The sequence below is a fragment of the Flavobacterium sp. B330r genome (genome assembly GCF_056824325.1).
The window spans coordinates 2,322,395-2,340,536 of the sequence record NZ_CP124860.1 but is presented as its reverse complement, the minus strand read 5'-3'; the positions used below and the strand labels follow the sequence as shown (position 1 = coordinate 2,340,536).

The following is an 18,142-nucleotide window of genomic DNA, read 5'->3' as shown; positions in this document are numbered from 1 at the left end:
AAGCAATTAAAATGTAAATACGAAGCCTTAATTAAGACTCGTAGTGCATCTTAACATTAAAATCAGGAATAGAAAATATACTGATGGTATAATTTAAATAAAGGGGGCGCATTCGCATCAGCATAGTACGAAAGAACTTCTTTCTTTTTAAAACTTGGAATTTCTAAAAAGACAAGAGGTTTGTAATCTTGTACAACTGCTGGGAAAGCAAATTGAAAGAAAAAGAATTTGATTGTTGCATTATCTGATTTCTTTTCGAAATGAACAACTTTGTCTTTACAACAAGAGTTCTTTTTCTCTTTAGAACCACAACATTTCTTTTCAACAACAGGTTCTGCGGTAGTCTTTAATGAAACCGAAGCAATTTCTCCGCCACAATAGTGCACATCAAAAGCAAACCCAATATTGGAAACCAATAAAAGGAACGCCAAAAACAGACCTGTACACTTTTTCAAATTCATACTGCAAAGCTATTCAAAAACTGTTGATAAAAAACTAAATGAATTGTTATTTTTTAGATTTCTGGAGCTGATAGTAAAATCCAGGAATAAACAATAACACCAAAATTGGCTGAACTATAAATCTTCTCACATAAAAAAGAAGCCAACTGCCATCTGGAAAAAAATGAAGTATTATATAAAATGAACTCAATAGCACAACCAAAAAGCAGGCATAAACAAATGAGCTAAACTTAAAAATATCACGATCTTGAAATAAGACATAAATCAGTAAAAGTGACAAAGCAGAGTTTAGAAAATAACGAAGAAAAAGCGACCCGAAAAGTTTTAAAGTTTCCACTTCTGGATAAGGACTCGAATGGTAATCGGCTTCAAAGTATCTCAGAAAAGGATCATAAAACAAATTTCTTTCAAATGTCCTAATCAAAGCAAAACCTATTACCACAACAATTGCTGTAAAGATTTTAAATTTATTCTCTTTTAAATTATTTAGCATATTTTGAAAATCTATTAATCCAGAAAACCCATAAAATAAAAACATATCCGTAAATCACTAACGGAAAGAAAGTACCGTGTAAAAATCGGGTATATTGAGGAAAGTTATATACAAGGACAATCAAAATCGCAATTCTTATAACATTTAATAGGTATATAGATATAAGTCCAAAAAGTATAAACAATACTGTTTTTTTTAAGCTTCTCGAAAAAGCAGATACAAATGACACAAAAAGTATCATTACGCTAACAGCATTGCACCCTTCTGTTATACGCGCTATAAATTTGCCATTTAAAATAATCTCCTGCCACGGATTTTGTGAACTTTTCTGAATTATGACATCATAATTAAAAAGCTTTAGTAATTGCTCTGCATTTTGCCCGGCTATCATTGTCGCTCCATCAAGTTCCTCGGCTTGATAGGTATTTAAATAAAACTTATACAGCAGTGTAAGCACAATATAGGTAAGAAAAAAGACGCTTACAAAAATTAAGAATGGCTTAAACTGGACTAAATATTTTTTCAAGAGATTTTTTTTTTCAAATTTATGTATTTTTTGAGTTCAGCTTTAAATACTTTTGTATAAATTTTTACATTATGACATTTCAAGAATTACAACCAAAAATAAGTGCAATTGTTGCTGGCACTGAAACAGATAGAGACGGAAAATTATTAGCAATATGCCAACTTTTAAACGAAAACGTGGAGTATTACAACTGGGTTGGATTTTATTTTGCTAATCACGAGGCTAAAACTTTACATTTAGGACCTTATGTTGGTGCAGAAACAGACCATACTGTTATTCCTTTTGGAAAAGGAATTTGCGGCCAAGTTGCTGAAAGTAATGCCAATTTTGTTGTTCCAGATGTGAAAGCACAAGACAATTACATCGCCTGCAGTTTAACTGTAAAATCGGAAATCGTAGTACCCCTTTTTGTTAATGGAGTAAATATTGGTCAAATCGACATCGACAGCCACGTAATTGATCCTTTTACAGAAGCTGACGAAAGATTTTTAGAATTTGTAAATCAAGAAGTTGCTAAATTATTCTAGAAGAACTATTTTTAAGATAAAAAATAGCACAGAATGAAAAGAAACTTCCTTCTCTTTTTGCTTACACTAATTTCAGCTCATCTGTCTGCACAAATTAATATGGTTTCTAAAAAAATCTTTTTAGACTCCTTAAATCGTGAATGCACATTAGAAAACTCTGCCTACACAAGAGTAATTACCAATTATTCGCAGAAAAGTGTTCGCTATGTTGTAACTGACTTTTATAAGAACGGAAGAAAGAAAATGACTGGTTCTACTCTGGATCGCGATGTCTTAAAAAAAGACGGCGAATTTATTTACTATTATAAAAACGGAGCAAAAGAAACCGTTGTCAATTATTCTGAGGATCATAAAAATGGAAAAGAAATCAATTGGTACGAAAACCAAAATAAAAAGTGCGAAAAACAGAATCTCTGGGATCCGAAAACAAAAAAGACACAAACTTTAGTTCTTAACTGCTGGGATGAAAACAAAAGTCAGACTGTAGTTGATGGAAATGGAGATTATGAAGAAATAGATTTATTTGTAACACAAAAAGGAACTCTTAAAGACGGATTGAAACAAGGAGTTTGGGAAGGAAATGATGCGTCGAGAAAAATTACATTTGTTGATAATTACGACAAAGGTGTTTTAATTTCAGGTGTGAGCACTGATACAAACAATGTCAAATTTTCGTATTCTTCTTTAAGCGAAAAGCAATCTGGTAAAAAAGCTCAGAAGCTTAAGTAAAAAAACGATCGTAAATCATTAAAAACAAATTTCTTAACCCTTATTTTAAGATTCTTTTATTTTTGTTTGATTTTTTTGTTTTTTTAATCTAATTTTGCACCCGTCTTACAAAAGTTGTATTGACATACATAAAAATCATTAAAACAATATTGGAATGTATTTAACTAAAGAAAAGAAAGAAGAAATCTTCGCACAACACGGTGATGCAAAAAACACTGGTAAAGCTGAAGGTCAAATCGCATTGTTCACTTACAGAATTTCTCACTTAACTGAACACTTGAAAAAAAATCGTCACGATTACAACACTGAGCGTTCTCTTGTACTATTAGTAGGTAAAAGAAGAGCTTTGTTGGACTACTTGAAAAAGAAAGATATCAACAGATATCGTGAGATTATCAAAGTATTGAATATCAGAAAATAATCAATATAGAAAAGAGGTGCGAAAGTGCCTCTTTTTGTTTTTACATTATAGCTATTTATAATAAGCATATTACAAGAAAAAAAGTTTGGTTTTTCATTGGGTTTTAGATAACAACAACTACACACAACAACAACTACAACACAACTAAAACCCATTGTATAATCAATAAGGAAAAAATTTATGATTCCACAATTATTTGTAGAAAAGATCGATTTAGGTGATGGCAGAAGCATCACAATCGAGACAGGACGTTTAGCGAAACAAGCTGACGGTTCTGTAGTAGTAAGAATGGGCGACACTATGATTCTTGCAACAGCAGTTTCAGCTCGCACATCAAACCCAGGCGTTGATTTTTTACCGTTAACGGTAGATTACCGCGAAAAATTTGCAGCAGCAGGTCGTTTCCCAGGAGGTTTCTTTAAAAGAGAAGCACGTCCAAGCGACAGCGAAGTATTGACAATGAGATTAGTTGACCGTGTATTGCGTCCGCTTTTCCCAGACGATTACCATGCTGAAACACAAGTTATGATTCAATTAATGTCTCACGACGAAGAAGTTATGCCAGATGCATTAGCTGGTTTAGCTGCTTCTGCGGCATTAGCTGTGTCAGACATTCCATTTTACAACTTGATTTCTGAAGTTCGTGTTGCACGTATCGACGGGAAATTAGTAATCAACCCAAGCAGAGAAGAATTAGAAAAATCTGATATCGATATGATGATTGGAGCTTCTATGGATTCTGTAGCAATGGTTGAAGGTGAGATGAAAGAAATCTCAGAAGCTGAAATGATCGAAGCTATTAAGTTTGCTCACGAAGCTATCAAAGTTCAAATTCAGGCTCAATATCGTTTACAAGAAGCTTTTGGTAAAAAAGAAATTCGTACTTACGAAGGAGAGAGAGAAAATGAAGAAATTTACGCAAAAGTAAAAGCTGCAGCATACGATAAAATCTATGCTATTGCAAAAGTTGGTTCTGCTAAACACGAAAGAGGTGCTGCATTTGCTGAAGTAAAAGAAGAAGTTAAAGCTTTATTTACTGAAGAAGAATTAGCTGCCGATGGTGATTTAGTTTCTAAATACTTCTACAAAACAAACAAAGAAGCTGTTCGTAATGTAGTTTTAGAATTAGGTGTTCGTTTAGATGGTAGAAAAACTACAGACATTAGACCAATCTGGTGTGAAACTGATTATTTACCAAGAGTTCACGGTTCATCTTTATTTACTCGTGGAGAAACTCAAGCTTTGGCAACTGTAACTTTAGGAACATCTAGAGAAGCAAACCAAATCGATTCTCCATCTGAACAAGGTGAAGAGAAATTCTACTTGCACTATAACTTCCCTCCTTTCTCTACAGGTGAAGCAAAACCATTAAGAGGAACTTCAAGAAGAGAAGTTGGTCACGGTAACTTAGCTCAAAGAGCTTTAAAAAATATGATTCCTGCAGATTGTCCTTATACAATTCGTGTTGTTTCTGAGGTTTTAGAATCTAACGGTTCTTCTTCTATGGCAACAGTTTGTGCTGGAACAATGGCTTTGATGGATGCTGGAGTTCAAATGGCAAAACCAGTTTCTGGTATTGCTATGGGATTGATTACTGACGGTGAGAAATTTGCTGTATTGTCTGATATCTTAGGAGACGAAGATCACTTAGGAGATATGGACTTTAAAGTAACTGGAACTGCTGACGGTATTACAGCTTGCCAAATGGACATCAAAATTGATGGTTTACGTTATGACATTATGGAGCAAGCTTTGGCTCAGGCTCGTGATGGACGTTTACACATTTTAGGAAAGTTAACTGAAACTATCGCTGCACCAAGAGCTGACGTAAAAGCTCATGCACCAAAAATCATTACCAGAACTATTCCTGGAAACTTTATTGGAGCTTTAATTGGACCTGGTGGAAAAGTAATTCAAGAATTACAAAAAGCTACTGGAACAACTATCGTTATTAATGAAGTTGATGAACAAGGTGTTATCGAGATTTTAGGTACAGATCCTGCTGGAATTGAAGCAGTATTAGCAAAAATTGCTTCAATCACTTTCAAGCCAGTATTAGGAGAAGCTTACGAAGTTAAAGTAATTAAAATGCTTGATTTTGGAGCTGTCGTAGAATATACTGCTGCACCAGGAAACGAAGTTTTACTTCACGTTTCTGAATTGGCTTGGGAGCGTACAGAAAATGTTGCTGACGTAGTTAAAATGGGAGATGTTTTCCAAGTGAAATACCTAGGAGTTGACCCTAAAACTAAAAAAGAAAAAGTGTCTAAAAAAGCACTTGTTCCAAGACCTCCACGTGAGGAGAAAAAAGAGTAATCAGATCTTAGTTTACTAAAGGTTTATTCATAGAAAACCCCAATTCATTAATTGAATTGGGGTTTTTAAGTTTTTATTTTGTCTCCGCTACAGGATTTCCCATTTTATGCAAATGAACAAAATGTGAAAACATCATTTCAAACAATGTTTTATGATGATAAGGCTGCCTATACTCTTTTGTTGTTTTTTTAATTATTTCATTTATTTCACTATAATTAGTATGACATATATTAGGAAAAAGATGATGAGCAGCATGACAATTGGAACCTCCACTTAAAAATCTTGCCCAACCTTTATCTGCATCCCAATCGCAGCTAGTGTAAAGCTGATGAACCGCCCAAGTGTGTTCTAAAAACTCTCCCTCGGGCTGCGGATAATCTGCGCCATCAAAAAAAATGGGTTCCAACAAGCATAATAATAAATACCATTGATGTAAATGCACTGGCGGTAAGATAACTCAAAACCACAAATCTCCATGAAAAATCAGAATACAGTAATGGAAGAACCAGCACCAAAGAAAAATAAAATATTTTATACAATACAAATCTAAAATATAACGCCGCTTTAGGAACACCCCTTTTCATCCAGTTGTAGTCTTCTGAAAATAAATATACCCAATCACTCATAAAAACAGAGTGCAATAAAGTAAACATATAAACAAATGGCGCGTAATATGCCTGATATTTATGCTTCGGTTTCCAAGGATGCGTTGGGCTTAATCTCAAAAAAGGGTTTTTATCTATATCAATATCACTTCCTTCTACATTTGCATATAAATGGTGTGATCGAATATGTCTTAATCCCCAAAGCATCGGGTCAATTCCTACCGTAAGAAAACTAAAAAAATGCAAAACGGAATTTGCCTTTTTATTTTGGAATGCTGTATTGTGCGAAGCATCATGCCCAAAACTAAATCCTATTAACAATCCTGATAATTGAAAAACAACATATAATACCCAAAAGTTTATTTTAGTGATGGACTCCAAAAAAAGCAACGAATAAGACAAATAACAAACGAATGTCCAAAACAAACCTTTAAACCAAAACTGAGCATCTCCATAAGAAATAGTTTTATCCTGAAGCTTCTCCTGTACTCTTTTCTTTAAAACAGAAAAGAAAAGCTTTTCGTCTTCTGATTTATTAAAATATTTAGCTTTCATAAAATTTTATTTTTTTTTAATTACAGAACAAACGTATTGCATTTATCGCATATCAATTTGTGTAAACTAATAAATCATTTTTATACATTTGCGATTATCGCAAAATATGAAATCGCAAGAATTATTTTTAAAAGCAATTAGACAAAAAATACCTAAATCAGTTTCTTTAATAGAAGAAATTGCAGGCATTTTACAAATTAGCTACGATGCTTCACACCGAAGAGTTTCGGGAAAAAGTAAATTCTCTATAGATGAAACAATTACACTGGCAGGCTATTTCAACATTTCGTTAGATAACTTATTTTCAAATAAGGAAAAGGTGGTGGTTGAAAAAACAATTGAGATTGAAAACTTAAAGGACATGCTTCAATATTTCAAAACATCATCTGAAAATATAGCAACCTTAATAAAAAACAAGAAAACAACACTTTTTTATTCCGCAAAAGATATTCCTCTGTTTTATTTTATGGATGGTACAATCCTATCTAAATTTAAAGCTTTTGTATGGCTGAATCTATTAAATTCAAATCAGAAAAAAGTTGCTTTTGAAAATTTTGTAGTCGATGAATCGTTTACTGAGTACATGCAGAAATTAAAAGAAATATATGAGAATACTTCTGTCAACGAAGTATGGAATGATACTACCATAAACAGCAGCTTACAGCAAATTTTATATTTTTATGAAGCTGGCCTTTTAAATTTAAAAAGTGCCAATGCCCTTTGTTTAGATTTAAAACGGATTGTAAATCTAATAAAATCAAAGTGCAACGATACTAATAATAAGTTTTCCATTTATTATAATGAACTCATATTATTAAACAACAATATGCTTATAGAAACAGAAGACAAGCTTACGATGTTTGTACCCTATACTCTTTTGGGATATTTTATAACCGACAATAAAGAAAGTTGTAAAAATGTTCATCAGTTTTTTAAGCAACAAATCACGAACTCTATACCTTTGGGTCAATCTGGCATTAAAGAACAAAATCTTTTCTTTAATCGAGCCATTCGAAAAATTGATTATTATTTGGAAAAGATAAATTCACAAGTAGATTTGTTTTTTTGAAAAAAAATATTAGAAACCCCAATTCGATTAAGAATTGGGGTTTTTCAGTTTTTTGGACATTTGCATCTTTTTGCTATCTTTCTACAAATCAAGCTTATCCTTCATAAAATCAAAAAACACACCACTACAACATCATTTTTCGAATATTTTTAATAAAAATTCTAAATTTTAATAGTCCTACAATGCCTTTCACTAGCCTGTAGCGTCATTTTATAACAATTTAACAAATTAGCGTTTTATTTGTAACCTTTTTTTTATACTTTTGAAATCTTCCAAAAACAACTAATAAACCATTAAATCCTTTGAAAAATTACCAAAAAAAAATCGTTTTTCTCATTTTATTTGAATTATTATTAAATATTCATCCTATCCAGAGTCAAACTAGCAATGACGTAAAAACTTACAATTGGTTTGACACTACAGTTGGCAAAGACAATCTGGATATTTATAATGGGGTACCACACACAAATCCTTACAGAACCTTAAGAAATGACATTCATTTGTATTTAGTAGATAAATACGAATTAGGAAAAGCGGTCTACGAAGACCAAGCCTATTATGACATTAAACTTAAATACGATATCTATCGCGACATATTGGTTTTAAATCCAGCTGGAGGTTCAGAAAATATCGGTATAAGCTTAATACAGAATAAAGTCAGTTCGTTTTCTCTACAAGATAAAAACTTTATCAAAAGAGAAAGAACAACCGAAGACATTCCTGAATTTACCACAGGCTACTACGAAGAAAGTAAAGTTGCTCCCGAATTAATTTTATATATCAGACATCATAAAGACATGCAAAAAACAATTTCTGACAACAGCATCTATTATGTATTCAAAGAAAACAATTCTTATTTTATCGATTTAAAAGGCAAAATTTATTTAATAAAAAGCAAAGGCGACCTTATTAAATTATTCCCAGAACAGAAAAAACAAATCAATGGGTTTTATTTATTGAACAGAGAACTACGAAAATCCGATTTAAATCAATTCATGAAAAATTTGATGAAATACACTTTTAACTCTCTTTCAATATCAAGCAAATAAAACAAATGAAAAAATTTTTACTCTCCTTACTTATCGTCTTCTCCTTTCAATTGTCTTTTGCACAAAATTCTAATGAGAAGTTATCGATTACTTTAAAAGATGAAACTTTAGAAAACACTATAAAACGTATTGAATCATCGACATCTTATAAATTTTATTTTGATTCGGCTTGGTTAAATTCTAACAAAACACTTATTTCTGGCACTTTTAATAATGTTAGTATTGATGAATTTATGTCTGCTGTTTTAAATAAAACAGACTTAAATTATGTTGTTATCAAGAACAAAGTAATCTTGACGCTTAACAGCACAATATACAGTACTTTACCATCTAATTATTTCCCTGACGAACCACTTCAAACAAACAGCCAAGGAAATGATCAAAATGACAATCCTGTTTTTTATCAGCAATATGACTCAACTAGTAGCTATAGTGTAAGCAAAAAGAGTTCTATTGTATTTATAGGTAAAGAGAATAAGGACACAACAAAGAAAACATTTACAGTTACTGGAACCGTTAAAAATGAAGAAAACGGAAAACCAGAAGCCAATATTTATATTAAGGTAAAAAATAAAAACATAAGCACATCTAGTGATCTTGATGGAAATTATACTTTACAATTACCAAGAGGAATTAACATAGTAGAAATAAAATCGCTTAGTCACAAAGAGGTTACAAAAACTTTAGTGGTATACGATGATGGCCAATTTGATATAGAACTTAACGAAAAATCGAATCAATTGGACGAAGTCGTGATTAAAAAGAAAGGCCAAAGAGCGACAGAAACAGTTGTATCTGGTTTGGTTTCTATTGATATTGAAAACATAAAAAATGTTCCTCTTATTCTTGGAGAAAGAGATATTTTTAAAGTTGCTACTACTTTTCCAGGTATAAAAACTACTGGTGAAGGATCTTCAGGGTTTAACGTTCGTGGAGGAAAAGAAGATCAGAACTTAATTCTTTTAGATAATGCAGTGGTGTATAATCCGCAGCACTTTTTAGGTTTCTTCTCTGCCGTTAACCCTTACACAACAAAAAAAGCAGACATTTACAAAGGAAGCATTCCTGCCGATTTTGGAGGAAGACTATCGTCTGTATTTGATATTGCAACAAAAAATGGAAACAAAGAGAAAATTTCTGGAGAAGGTGCTATAGGACCAATTACTTCGAACCTTACATTAAGTGTGCCTCTTGAAAAAAATAAATCAAGCATAATTGTTGGAGGTCGTGCAACATATTCTGATTGGATTTTAAAACAATTGGATGACGAAAGACTTAAAAATAGTGAAGCTGGATTTTATGATGGAATTTTAAAATACCAAAACAACATCAACAGTAAAAATGCAATTGAAGCAATGGCATACTACAGTCATGACCGTTTCAGATTGAGTTCAGATTCATTATACAAATACAGCAACAGATTATTTTCTGCAAAATGGGATCATACTTTTAATGACAAAAACAAAGGAGCTCTTATTTTAACGAATAGCGAATATAAATTCAACATAGATTATCATTCTGACAATATTAATTCTTTTGATTTCGGATATAAAATAAACGAGACTCAATTGCAATTAAAGATGAATTATAAGTTGAATGAAAAACACAATTTTTCTTATGGTTTAGCTAGTAAATTATATAATATTTCGCCAGGCTACCAACATCCAACAAACCCTAATTCAACTTTAGTTCCGACTGATATTAATAAGGAAAAAGGATTAGAATCGGCAATTTATCTGGCAGACAATTATAAAGTAAGCGACAAATTATTGATTGATCTTGGTTTAAGATATTCTTTATACGCATCATTAGGGCCTGCTGATGTCAATACTTATGAAAGTGGAAAACCGATCAGTGACGCTACAATTATCGATACTAAGCACTACAACAATAATGAAGTTGTAACAACTTATGGAGGTCTAGAACCAAGAATAGCGGCACGTTATTTCTTTACAGAAGATTTTTCTATCAAAGCGGGTTATGATGTGACGAGACAATACATTCATCTTTTGTCTAGCAACACCACACAATCTCCTACTGACACTTGGAAATTATCTGATGCAAACGTAAAACCACAAAGTGCACAACAAGCATCTTTAGGATTGTTTAAAAACTTTGGAGATGATGAATACGAAGTTAGCTTAGAGGGTTACTACAAGAAATCTAAAAATATTTTAGACTATAAAGTTGGTGCGCAATTATTGCTAAACGAAAATGTAGAAACAGAACTTTTACAAGGTGAAGGAAAAGCTTATGGTGTAGAATTTTTAATTAAAAAACAAGTTGGTAAATTAAATGGATGGTTAGGATACTCTTATTCAAGATCATTGATTAAATTAGATGGTGAGTTTAATGAAGAAATTGTAAACAATGGTAAATTCTTCGCTTCTAATTTTGATAAGCCACATGATTTAAGCGCTGTTTTAAATTACAAATTCACAAAACGTTATAGTCTGTCAACAAACTTTATATACCAAACGGGAAGGCCAATTACCTACCCTATTGGAACTTATAATCTTGGAGGCGCAGAATACACATTATATAGCGACAGAAATGAATTTAGAATACCAGATTACATTCGTTTAGACATCGGTATCAACATTGAAGGGAATCATAAAATTAAAAAATTAGCGCATAGTTTCTGGAATATTTCTGTTTACAATGTATTAGGAAGAAATAATCCGTACTCGATATTTTTTGTAACAGATCCAAACGGAAAATTAAAGGGATACAAAACATCAATCTTCTCTATTCCGGTTCCAAGTATAACTTATAATTTTAAATTTTAATCTTCCGTAAAGCAGAATTTAAAAATCATGAAAACATTATTAAAAAATAAAATAACAGTATTACTACTAATGAGTACTATATTCATTAGCTGTACTGAAACCTATAACCTTAAGACTGATTCTTACGAGGAGGCACTTGTTGTAGAAGCAACTATAACAAATGAATTAAAAAATCAGGAAATTAAACTGACGAAAACTGCTCGTTTGGAAGAAGAAGGCGTACAAGTAGAAACAGGTGCGAATGTTGTAGTTACCGACAATAAAGGAAACAGCTATCACTTTACTGAAAATTCAGAAAAATATATTTCTGATTCAGAGTTTAAAGCAGAACCTAACACAGAATATTCTTTAGAAATCACTACAAAAGGCGGTAAGAAATACCAGTCTTCAACTGAAGTTTTGACAACTGAAAATCAGATTGAAAACCTAGTCCCTAAAGTGGTTTCAACCCAAGAAGGAGAAGGCGTACAAATAAGTGTTGAAAGCTATGACCCAACAAATACTTCAAAATATTATAGATACGAATATGAAGAAACTTATAAAATAATCGCACCAAAATGGGGTGACCAAAAACTAATTGCAACGGGTCCAAAAGAAATTGCGCTTGTTCCAAGTCCATTAGACATTCAAATTTGTTATGGCTCAAAAAAATCTGTTGATATCATTCAAACATCAACAACAAATCTACAAGAGGATCGTGTTAATTTTCCTGTGCGATTTATAAGTGACCAAAGTTATATTATCAGTCACAGATATAGTATTCTAGTGCGCCAATATGTACAAAGTATTGAGGCATTTACTTTTTACAAAACATTAAAAGAAATCTCAAGCAGTTCTAGTGTATTATCGCCTAAACAGCCTGGCTTTGTAAATGGTAATATTAAATGTGTTACCGATACTGAAAGCAAAGTAATAGGCTTTTTTGACGTGTCTTCGGTATCATCAAAAAGAATGTTTTTTAATTATGCTGACTTATATCCAGGAAGACCTTTACCTCCCTATTATGTGCCATGTATTGACGCTGAGTACAGATTCTGTTTCGGATTTGGTGACCCTCCTTGCCTTGGGCCACAATTAATAACAGAACTTAACAGCTATAGACTTTGGTACAGCTATAATACCAACGATTATTATACTATGGTACCTATAGAATGCGGAGACTGCACAACATTTTCATCTAACGTAAAACCTTCATTTTGGACAGAATAAAGCACCTATTATTATTGTTTGTTTTAATTAGCACACAATTAGGAAACGCACAGCAAAATATTGTTGTAGACGAAACTATTTACCTTCATGCCAATGCATCGACATTTGTATCGGGTGAGACATTATTGTATAAAATTTACTGCTTAAAATCGTCTGACAAAACTATAAGCCATATTAGTAAAATTGCTTATGTAGAATTGGTAGACAGCGATAAAAAAAGCGTTTTTAAAGCCAAAATCAAGCTAGAAAATGCGTTAGGACAAGGAGATTATTTTATTCCGACTACTCTTAAAACAGGAAGTTACAAACTAGTTGCTTACACCAATTGGATGTTAAACAAACCTGCTTCAGAATTTTTTCAAATGGATATTAATATCGTTAATCCTTATAAAACAAATGAAAAAACTCCAAACAGCAATGTTTTAACAGGCACTTCAAATACTTTAGAGAGTTCAGTAAACGCGACAGATTTAAACCTTAGATTAAACAAAAAAGTTTTCTCTAGCCGCGAACATGTCGATTTAAAACTAGAATCTTCAAATGATAATATTAAAGAAGGAAGTTACTCTTTATCTGTTAGAAAATTAGACAACATTCCTACTCAAAATTCAATTTCAGCAACTAATTTTGCCACTATACCATCAAATACTGTTGTGCTAGATGCTACTTCAAAAGCAGTTCTTCCAGAATTAAGAGGAGAAATGATCTCTGGTAAAGTGGTTTCTAAAAGCGGAACAGATAAGATTCAAGATGTTACGGTTTCTTTTTCTTTGCCAGGAAAATCTTTTGTTTTTCAGGTAGTAAAGACAAATTCAGAAGGACGCTTTATTTTTAGTATTGATAAAGAGAATTACAATCCAAACATCATTATTCAAGTAATTGATGAACGTGCTGATAATTATTCTATTGCATTGGACGAACTTCCAAGTATAAACACAACACAATTAGCATTTTCGCCAAATAACAATTTATCATACACGTTTAAGGAAAGTCTTTTGGACAGAGCGGTTTCAAGTCAAATTGAGAATGCTTATATCCATAGAAAAAAGGACAACTTAGAAAAGCAAACTACTCAAGATCCATTCTATGCCACTAAAGCAAAAGAATATGTTTTGGATGATTATACAAGATTTAAAACGTTACGAGAAACAATAACAGAGGTTACAACAGAAGTATATCATAAAGAAAATAACGGAGTCATGCATTTGCATGTAACAGATCCATCTGTTTTCCCTCAATTGCCAGATCCTGCATTAGTATTAGTTGACGGATTGCAATTGCAAAACCAAAATGATTTATTAAAATACAACATGAAAAATATCTATAGAATCGACCTTATTGTCGGCAGATATTATGTTGGACCAAAATCATTTAACGGATTAGTAAGTTTTATAACTTTTGATAAGGATTTCGCAAGCACACAAAGCGGTTCTTCAATTCTAAAAACTACAATTTTGAGACCACAGCTTAAAAAAATCTACAACAATGTAGATTATACAAACTTGGCTGATAATGCAAGAATTCCTGATTTTAGAAATCAATTGCTTTGGAATCCTGATGTAAAATTAAACAAGGATTCTCAAACCTCATTCTACACTTCTGATGTTGCCGGAAATTATGAAATAAGATTGGAAGGTTTTGCAAAAAACGGAACTCCAGTTTCTATTAAAGAATTAATTGAAGTAAAAGATACAGCGACAAATTAAAAAAAATACAACCGCTAAAAGCCCATGTTTCAAAAACTTAGAAACATGGGCTTTTTATTTTTTCATAGTTACGCAACCTTTTCATTGTTTTTATACTATAGATTATAAAAGGCTAACTAAGATGAAAAAAGCAACACTTTTTATTTCGGCAATTCTGCTTGTTTTTTTATTTTCATGCAATAATGAAGCTGCAGAAACAAAAAATACAATCCCAATAGATGATAGCGCATACTATGATCAAGATCCGGATTGCAAAGATATAACGTCTGGAACCTGCTGCGATGTAGATGGCAGGATATGGGTAGAAACAGAAACTTCATATAAATATACCTATAACTATAAAGCATTTAATGCACCATCTGACGATTATGAAATTGAATGGACTGTTATAAGTGGCTCAATAATTTTACTGAAAGGACAAGGCACAAAAGAAGCCACTTTTTACTTTAATAAAGATTTTACTAAGGGAGAAATTTCAGCATATAACAAGAAATCTTTAGAATGTCAAAGCACTATATTAATTTCAAAATTATAGTTTTTAAAATTTGAATTTAGATCAGCTCATAAAAGATTGCGTTAGGCAAAACAGAAAAGCACAAGAAGAATTATACCAATTGTATAAAAACACTCTTTTTGTACTTAGTCTAAAATATTGCCCTAATGAAGCAGAAGCCGAAGATAATCTGCATGATTCTTTTATTGAAATCTTTACCAATATAAAAAACTACAAAGGAAACGGAAGTTTTGAAGGCTGGATTAAAAGAATTACGATCAATAAAGCCATAATACGATACAAGCAATCGTACCTGCTTACTGCAATTAAAGACGATTTCTCTCAAGACGACACCGTAAATGAAAGTGAAATAGATTTTTCTCTTGACACCATTTTATCTTTTGTTCAAGAACTCCCTCACCAATACCGATTGGTTTTTAGCTTATACGAACTCGATGATTATACGCATAAAGAAATTGCTACAATGTTATCCATTTCCGAAAGCACATCAAAATCAAATTTACATCGAGCAAAACAGATTCTGAAATTAAAAATCAAATCAAAAAATACATTTTATTATTCAAAACAAAAAAATGGAGAATAAAACTGAAATAGGAAAAGCAATCAAAAACAAATTGGACAATTTAGACAAAAGTCCGAGTGATTTTGTATGGTCTAAAATTGAAAAAGATTTAAATAATAAAAGACGTAAAAGAATTTTGTTTTGGCTAATTCCTAGCATCCTTATGGTTACAATTTTATCAAGCTTGCTGTATCTTAATTCAGATTTTCAGAAAGAAAATATAGACCCAAAAACTCCGTCACAAAAAAATGCTTCTAATTCGACTAGCTCGAAAAACCAAACTTTGCCAGTTAACCTGCAAAAAAAAGGATCGGATGAAGTTACTACTGTTAAAAAAATCAAGACCGTAAAACTCGTAAAACAGTCAAGCAAATTTGTTACATCGACTAATGAATACGAAGAATATGAAGTTGTAAAAAAATATAAAGTCATTATTAAAAAAGAACAAATCACCTCTAAACCAATAAAAACAACTGCAAAAGATCGCAATACAATTAATGCTAAAAAACCAATTGTAGCTTATAAAAAAGGCAATTCTAAAAACGGTGTTGCACAAAAAACAGCAAAATCTAGTTTCACAAATCCGAAGAAAACTCAAAAAAAGGAAATCAATAAAATTTCAAAAAATACTATTGCAGGAAACAAAACTCCAAAAAACGCAATTTCAGAAAAGGCAATTTCAGGAAAAGATACTATAACTGATAATAATTTCAAAAAAGACCTCCCAACTTCAATAGTAATAACTGAACCCAAAATGGATAGTGTTGCCAAAAAAGACAGCACAGATTTAAAGAAAAAGACAACTCCAAAACGAGAGTATAAAGAACGTAAGTACACGCCTCAAACAACAGAGATTGAACCTGAATTTACAGTTGCTGCTTTTTATGGCCCTGCACTTTTTGGCTCTTTAAACAGTAAATCCATGATTAGTCCTAGAATGAATGATTTGTCTAAAAGTCATCCTATTACCTCACATTATGGTGTTTATGTAAAAACGATGTACGACAAAATTGGTTTCAGAGCAGGATTTTCTAAGATAAATCTAAAAACATCAACGCGATTAAATCAGAATTTAATTCCAGATTACACCAATATCAATTTAAAAACAGAAATAAACGTAAAAGAAACATTTAGCGATTCTAACCAAGTAGATTTAGTACAAAATCTCTCTTATTATGAACTGCCATTAGAATTTAATTACGCAATAAAAAAAGACGAAAGCAAAGTTGGAATAGAAGCTTTTACAGGCTTTAGTTTTTTAATATTGGATAAAAACAAACTGTATTTAAAATCAGAAAATGTGTCTCAGCAAAATATAGGAGAAGCAAAAAATCTTTCAGGCGTAAATTTCTCCTATAATTTAGGTCTCGGATTAAGTTATAAATTGACCGAACGTATTGCATTGGACATAAACCCTTTATTCAAATATTACTTAAGCACTTTCAATAAAAAAGAAGAGGCTAAACCATATAGTATTTCGCTTCAAACTGGTGTTAGTTATAAATTTTAAAAAATATTTTTAAAATATTGTAACTTTTTTGATACTCCTTACGTATAACCATTTGTACACTTTAAAAATAGGGAGACAACAACATGAGACAACTTAAAATCACCAAGCAGGTAACTAATCGTGAAACTGCATCGTTAGATAAATATCTACAAGAAATTGGAAAAGTTGACCTAATTACCGCTGATGAAGAGGTAGAATTAGCACAAAGAATAAAGGCTGGTGATCAAAGAGCTTTAGAAAAACTAACAAAAGCCAACCTACGTTTCGTAGTATCTGTGGCTAAACAATATCAAAATCAAGGATTAACTCTTCCGGATTTAATTAATGAAGGAAACTTAGGTTTAATTAAAGCGGCTCAACGTTTTGATGAAACTCGTGGTTTTAAATTCATTTCTTACGCTGTATGGTGGATTCGTCAATCGATTCTTCAAGCTCTAGCTGAACAGTCTCGTATTGTACGTTTACCATTAAATAAAATTGGTTCTATCAATAAAATCAACAAAATGTATGCGTTATTAGAGCAATCTAACGAGCGCCCGCCTTCTGCTGAAGAAATTGCAAAAGAACTTGACATGACTGTAAACGACGTAAAAGAGTCTATGAAAAACTCTGGACGTCACCTATCTATGGATGCTCCTCTTGTTGAAGGAGAAGATTCTAACCTTTATGACGTATTGCGTTCTGGCGAATCTCCAAATCCAGATAGAGAATTAATTCACGAATCTCTTCGTACTGAGATCGAACGTTCTTTAGAAACATTAACCCCAAGAGAGGCAGATGTTGTACGTTTGTATTTTGGACTTGGCGACCAACACCCAATGACTCTTGAAGAAATTGGTGAAACTTTCGATCTAACTCGTGAGCGTGTTCGTCAGATTAAAGAAAAAGCAATCCGTCGATTGAAACACACTTCTAGAAGTAAAATCCTTAAAACTTATTTAGGATAAACGATATTAAATTTCAATATTTAAAATCCCAAATTCCAATCTAATTGGGATTTGGAATTTATAACTTGGAATTTTACCCCAAACAACAGTTTGATTGACTGTTCGTTTTTTGATTGATGATTGAAACTCCGGCTGATTACCGGAGTTTTTTATT

The 18,142-nt window shown here is 32.0% G+C and carries 18 protein-coding genes; 13 read left to right on the top strand and 5 right to left on the bottom strand.

Annotation, left to right across the window (positions count from 1 at the left end; all coding sequences use genetic code 11):
- Positions 1-62 precede the first annotated feature (62 nt).
- From QLQ95_RS10630 to xrtF, 3 genes are read right to left on the bottom strand one after another with little or no spacing between them, the layout of a single operon-like run.
- Complete coding sequence (locus QLQ95_RS10630) at positions 63-461, bottom strand: HYC_CC_PP family protein (protein WP_482503753.1); 399 nt, start codon at positions 459-461, stop codon at positions 63-65.
- 46 nt (positions 462-507) lie between these two features.
- Entirely contained in the window at positions 508-954 is a 447-nt protein-coding gene (locus QLQ95_RS10625) for an exosortase F system-associated membrane protein (RefSeq protein ID WP_482503752.1), read from the bottom strand.
- On the bottom strand, positions 944-1,480 hold the full coding sequence (gene xrtF, locus QLQ95_RS10620) for an exosortase family protein XrtF (RefSeq protein WP_482503750.1): 537 nt from the start codon (positions 1,478-1,480) through the stop codon (positions 944-946). Before xrtF ends, QLQ95_RS10625 begins: the two co-directional genes overlap by 11 nt.
- Before the next feature lie 71 nt (positions 1,481-1,551).
- Between xrtF and QLQ95_RS10615 the strand changes: the two genes are divergently transcribed.
- The 4 genes from QLQ95_RS10615 (at position 1,552) to QLQ95_RS10600 (ending at position 5,473) form a co-directional block, all read left to right on the top strand.
- Positions 1,552-2,007, top strand: a complete 456-nt coding sequence (locus QLQ95_RS10615; RefSeq protein WP_095928111.1) for a GAF domain-containing protein — start codon at positions 1,552-1,554, stop codon at positions 2,005-2,007.
- Positions 2,008-2,040: 33 nt separating this feature from the next.
- Positions 2,041-2,736: a toxin-antitoxin system YwqK family antitoxin gene (locus QLQ95_RS10610; protein ID WP_095928112.1), complete on the top strand. Its 696-nt coding sequence runs from the start codon at positions 2,041-2,043 to the stop codon at positions 2,734-2,736.
- A gap of 154 nt (positions 2,737-2,890) precedes the next feature.
- Positions 2,891-3,157 (top strand): 30S ribosomal protein S15, encoded by a 267-nt coding sequence (gene rpsO, locus QLQ95_RS10605; protein ID WP_012023524.1) that lies wholly within the window; start codon positions 2,891-2,893, stop codon positions 3,155-3,157.
- Between the two features lie 180 nt (positions 3,158-3,337).
- Positions 3,338-5,473, top strand: coding sequence for a polyribonucleotide nucleotidyltransferase (locus tag QLQ95_RS10600; RefSeq protein ID WP_428238000.1), 2,136 nt, complete (start codon positions 3,338-3,340; stop codon positions 5,471-5,473).
- Between the two features lie 73 nt (positions 5,474-5,546).
- On the opposite strand, the gene QLQ95_RS10595 is transcribed toward QLQ95_RS10600, so the two are convergent.
- Together QLQ95_RS10595 and QLQ95_RS10590 are read right to left on the bottom strand one after the other, a co-directional pair.
- Positions 5,547-5,879, bottom strand: a complete 333-nt coding sequence (locus QLQ95_RS10595; RefSeq protein WP_482503746.1) for a fatty acid desaturase — start codon at positions 5,877-5,879, stop codon at positions 5,547-5,549.
- Positions 5,860-6,633 carry a fatty acid desaturase family protein gene (locus QLQ95_RS10590; protein ID WP_482503745.1) on the bottom strand — a complete coding sequence of 258 codons (774 nt, stop codon included), beginning with the start codon at positions 6,631-6,633 and terminating at the stop codon, positions 5,860-5,862. The genes QLQ95_RS10595 and QLQ95_RS10590 overlap by 20 nt, the downstream gene beginning before the upstream one ends.
- A gap of 106 nt (positions 6,634-6,739) precedes the next feature.
- Between QLQ95_RS10590 and QLQ95_RS10585 the strand changes: the two genes are divergently transcribed.
- The 9 genes from QLQ95_RS10585 to QLQ95_RS10545 all read left to right on the top strand — a co-directional run bounded on the left by QLQ95_RS10585 (position 6,740) and on the right by QLQ95_RS10545 (position 17,988).
- The gene (locus tag QLQ95_RS10585) at positions 6,740-7,702 is read left to right on the top strand and encodes a helix-turn-helix domain-containing protein (RefSeq protein WP_095928115.1); all 963 of its coding nucleotides are present in this window, start codon (positions 6,740-6,742) and stop codon (positions 7,700-7,702) included.
- 302 nt (positions 7,703-8,004) lie between these two features.
- On the top strand, positions 8,005-8,751 hold the full coding sequence (locus QLQ95_RS10580; RefSeq protein ID WP_095928116.1) for a hypothetical protein: 747 nt from the start codon (positions 8,005-8,007) through the stop codon (positions 8,749-8,751).
- A 5-nt stretch (positions 8,752-8,756) separates the two neighbouring features.
- Positions 8,757-11,540, top strand: a complete 2,784-nt coding sequence (locus QLQ95_RS10575) for a TonB-dependent receptor (protein WP_482503743.1) — start codon at positions 8,757-8,759, stop codon at positions 11,538-11,540.
- A 27-nt stretch (positions 11,541-11,567) separates the two neighbouring features.
- Positions 11,568-12,749, top strand: coding sequence for a DUF4249 domain-containing protein (locus tag QLQ95_RS10570; RefSeq protein WP_320493433.1), 1,182 nt, complete (start codon positions 11,568-11,570; stop codon positions 12,747-12,749).
- A complete protein-coding gene (locus tag QLQ95_RS10565) occupies positions 12,737-14,455 on the top strand; it encodes a hypothetical protein (protein ID WP_095928119.1) in 1,719 nt (572 codons plus the stop codon). The genes QLQ95_RS10570 and QLQ95_RS10565 overlap by 13 nt, the downstream gene beginning before the upstream one ends.
- A gap of 121 nt (positions 14,456-14,576) precedes the next feature.
- On the top strand, positions 14,577-14,990 hold the full coding sequence (locus QLQ95_RS10560; protein ID WP_482503741.1) for a hypothetical protein: 414 nt from the start codon (positions 14,577-14,579) through the stop codon (positions 14,988-14,990).
- Between the two features lie 10 nt (positions 14,991-15,000).
- Entirely contained in the window at positions 15,001-15,552 is a 552-nt protein-coding gene (locus QLQ95_RS10555; protein ID WP_482503739.1) for an RNA polymerase sigma factor, read from the top strand.
- Positions 15,542-17,041 (top strand): porin family protein, encoded by a 1,500-nt coding sequence (locus QLQ95_RS10550; protein WP_428238005.1) that lies wholly within the window; start codon positions 15,542-15,544, stop codon positions 17,039-17,041. The genes QLQ95_RS10555 and QLQ95_RS10550 overlap by 11 nt, the downstream gene beginning before the upstream one ends.
- 83 nt (positions 17,042-17,124) lie before the next feature.
- Positions 17,125-17,988, top strand: a complete 864-nt coding sequence (locus tag QLQ95_RS10545; protein WP_007804760.1) for a sigma-70 family RNA polymerase sigma factor — start codon at positions 17,125-17,127, stop codon at positions 17,986-17,988.
- The last annotated feature ends 154 nt before the right edge of the window (positions 17,989-18,142 follow it).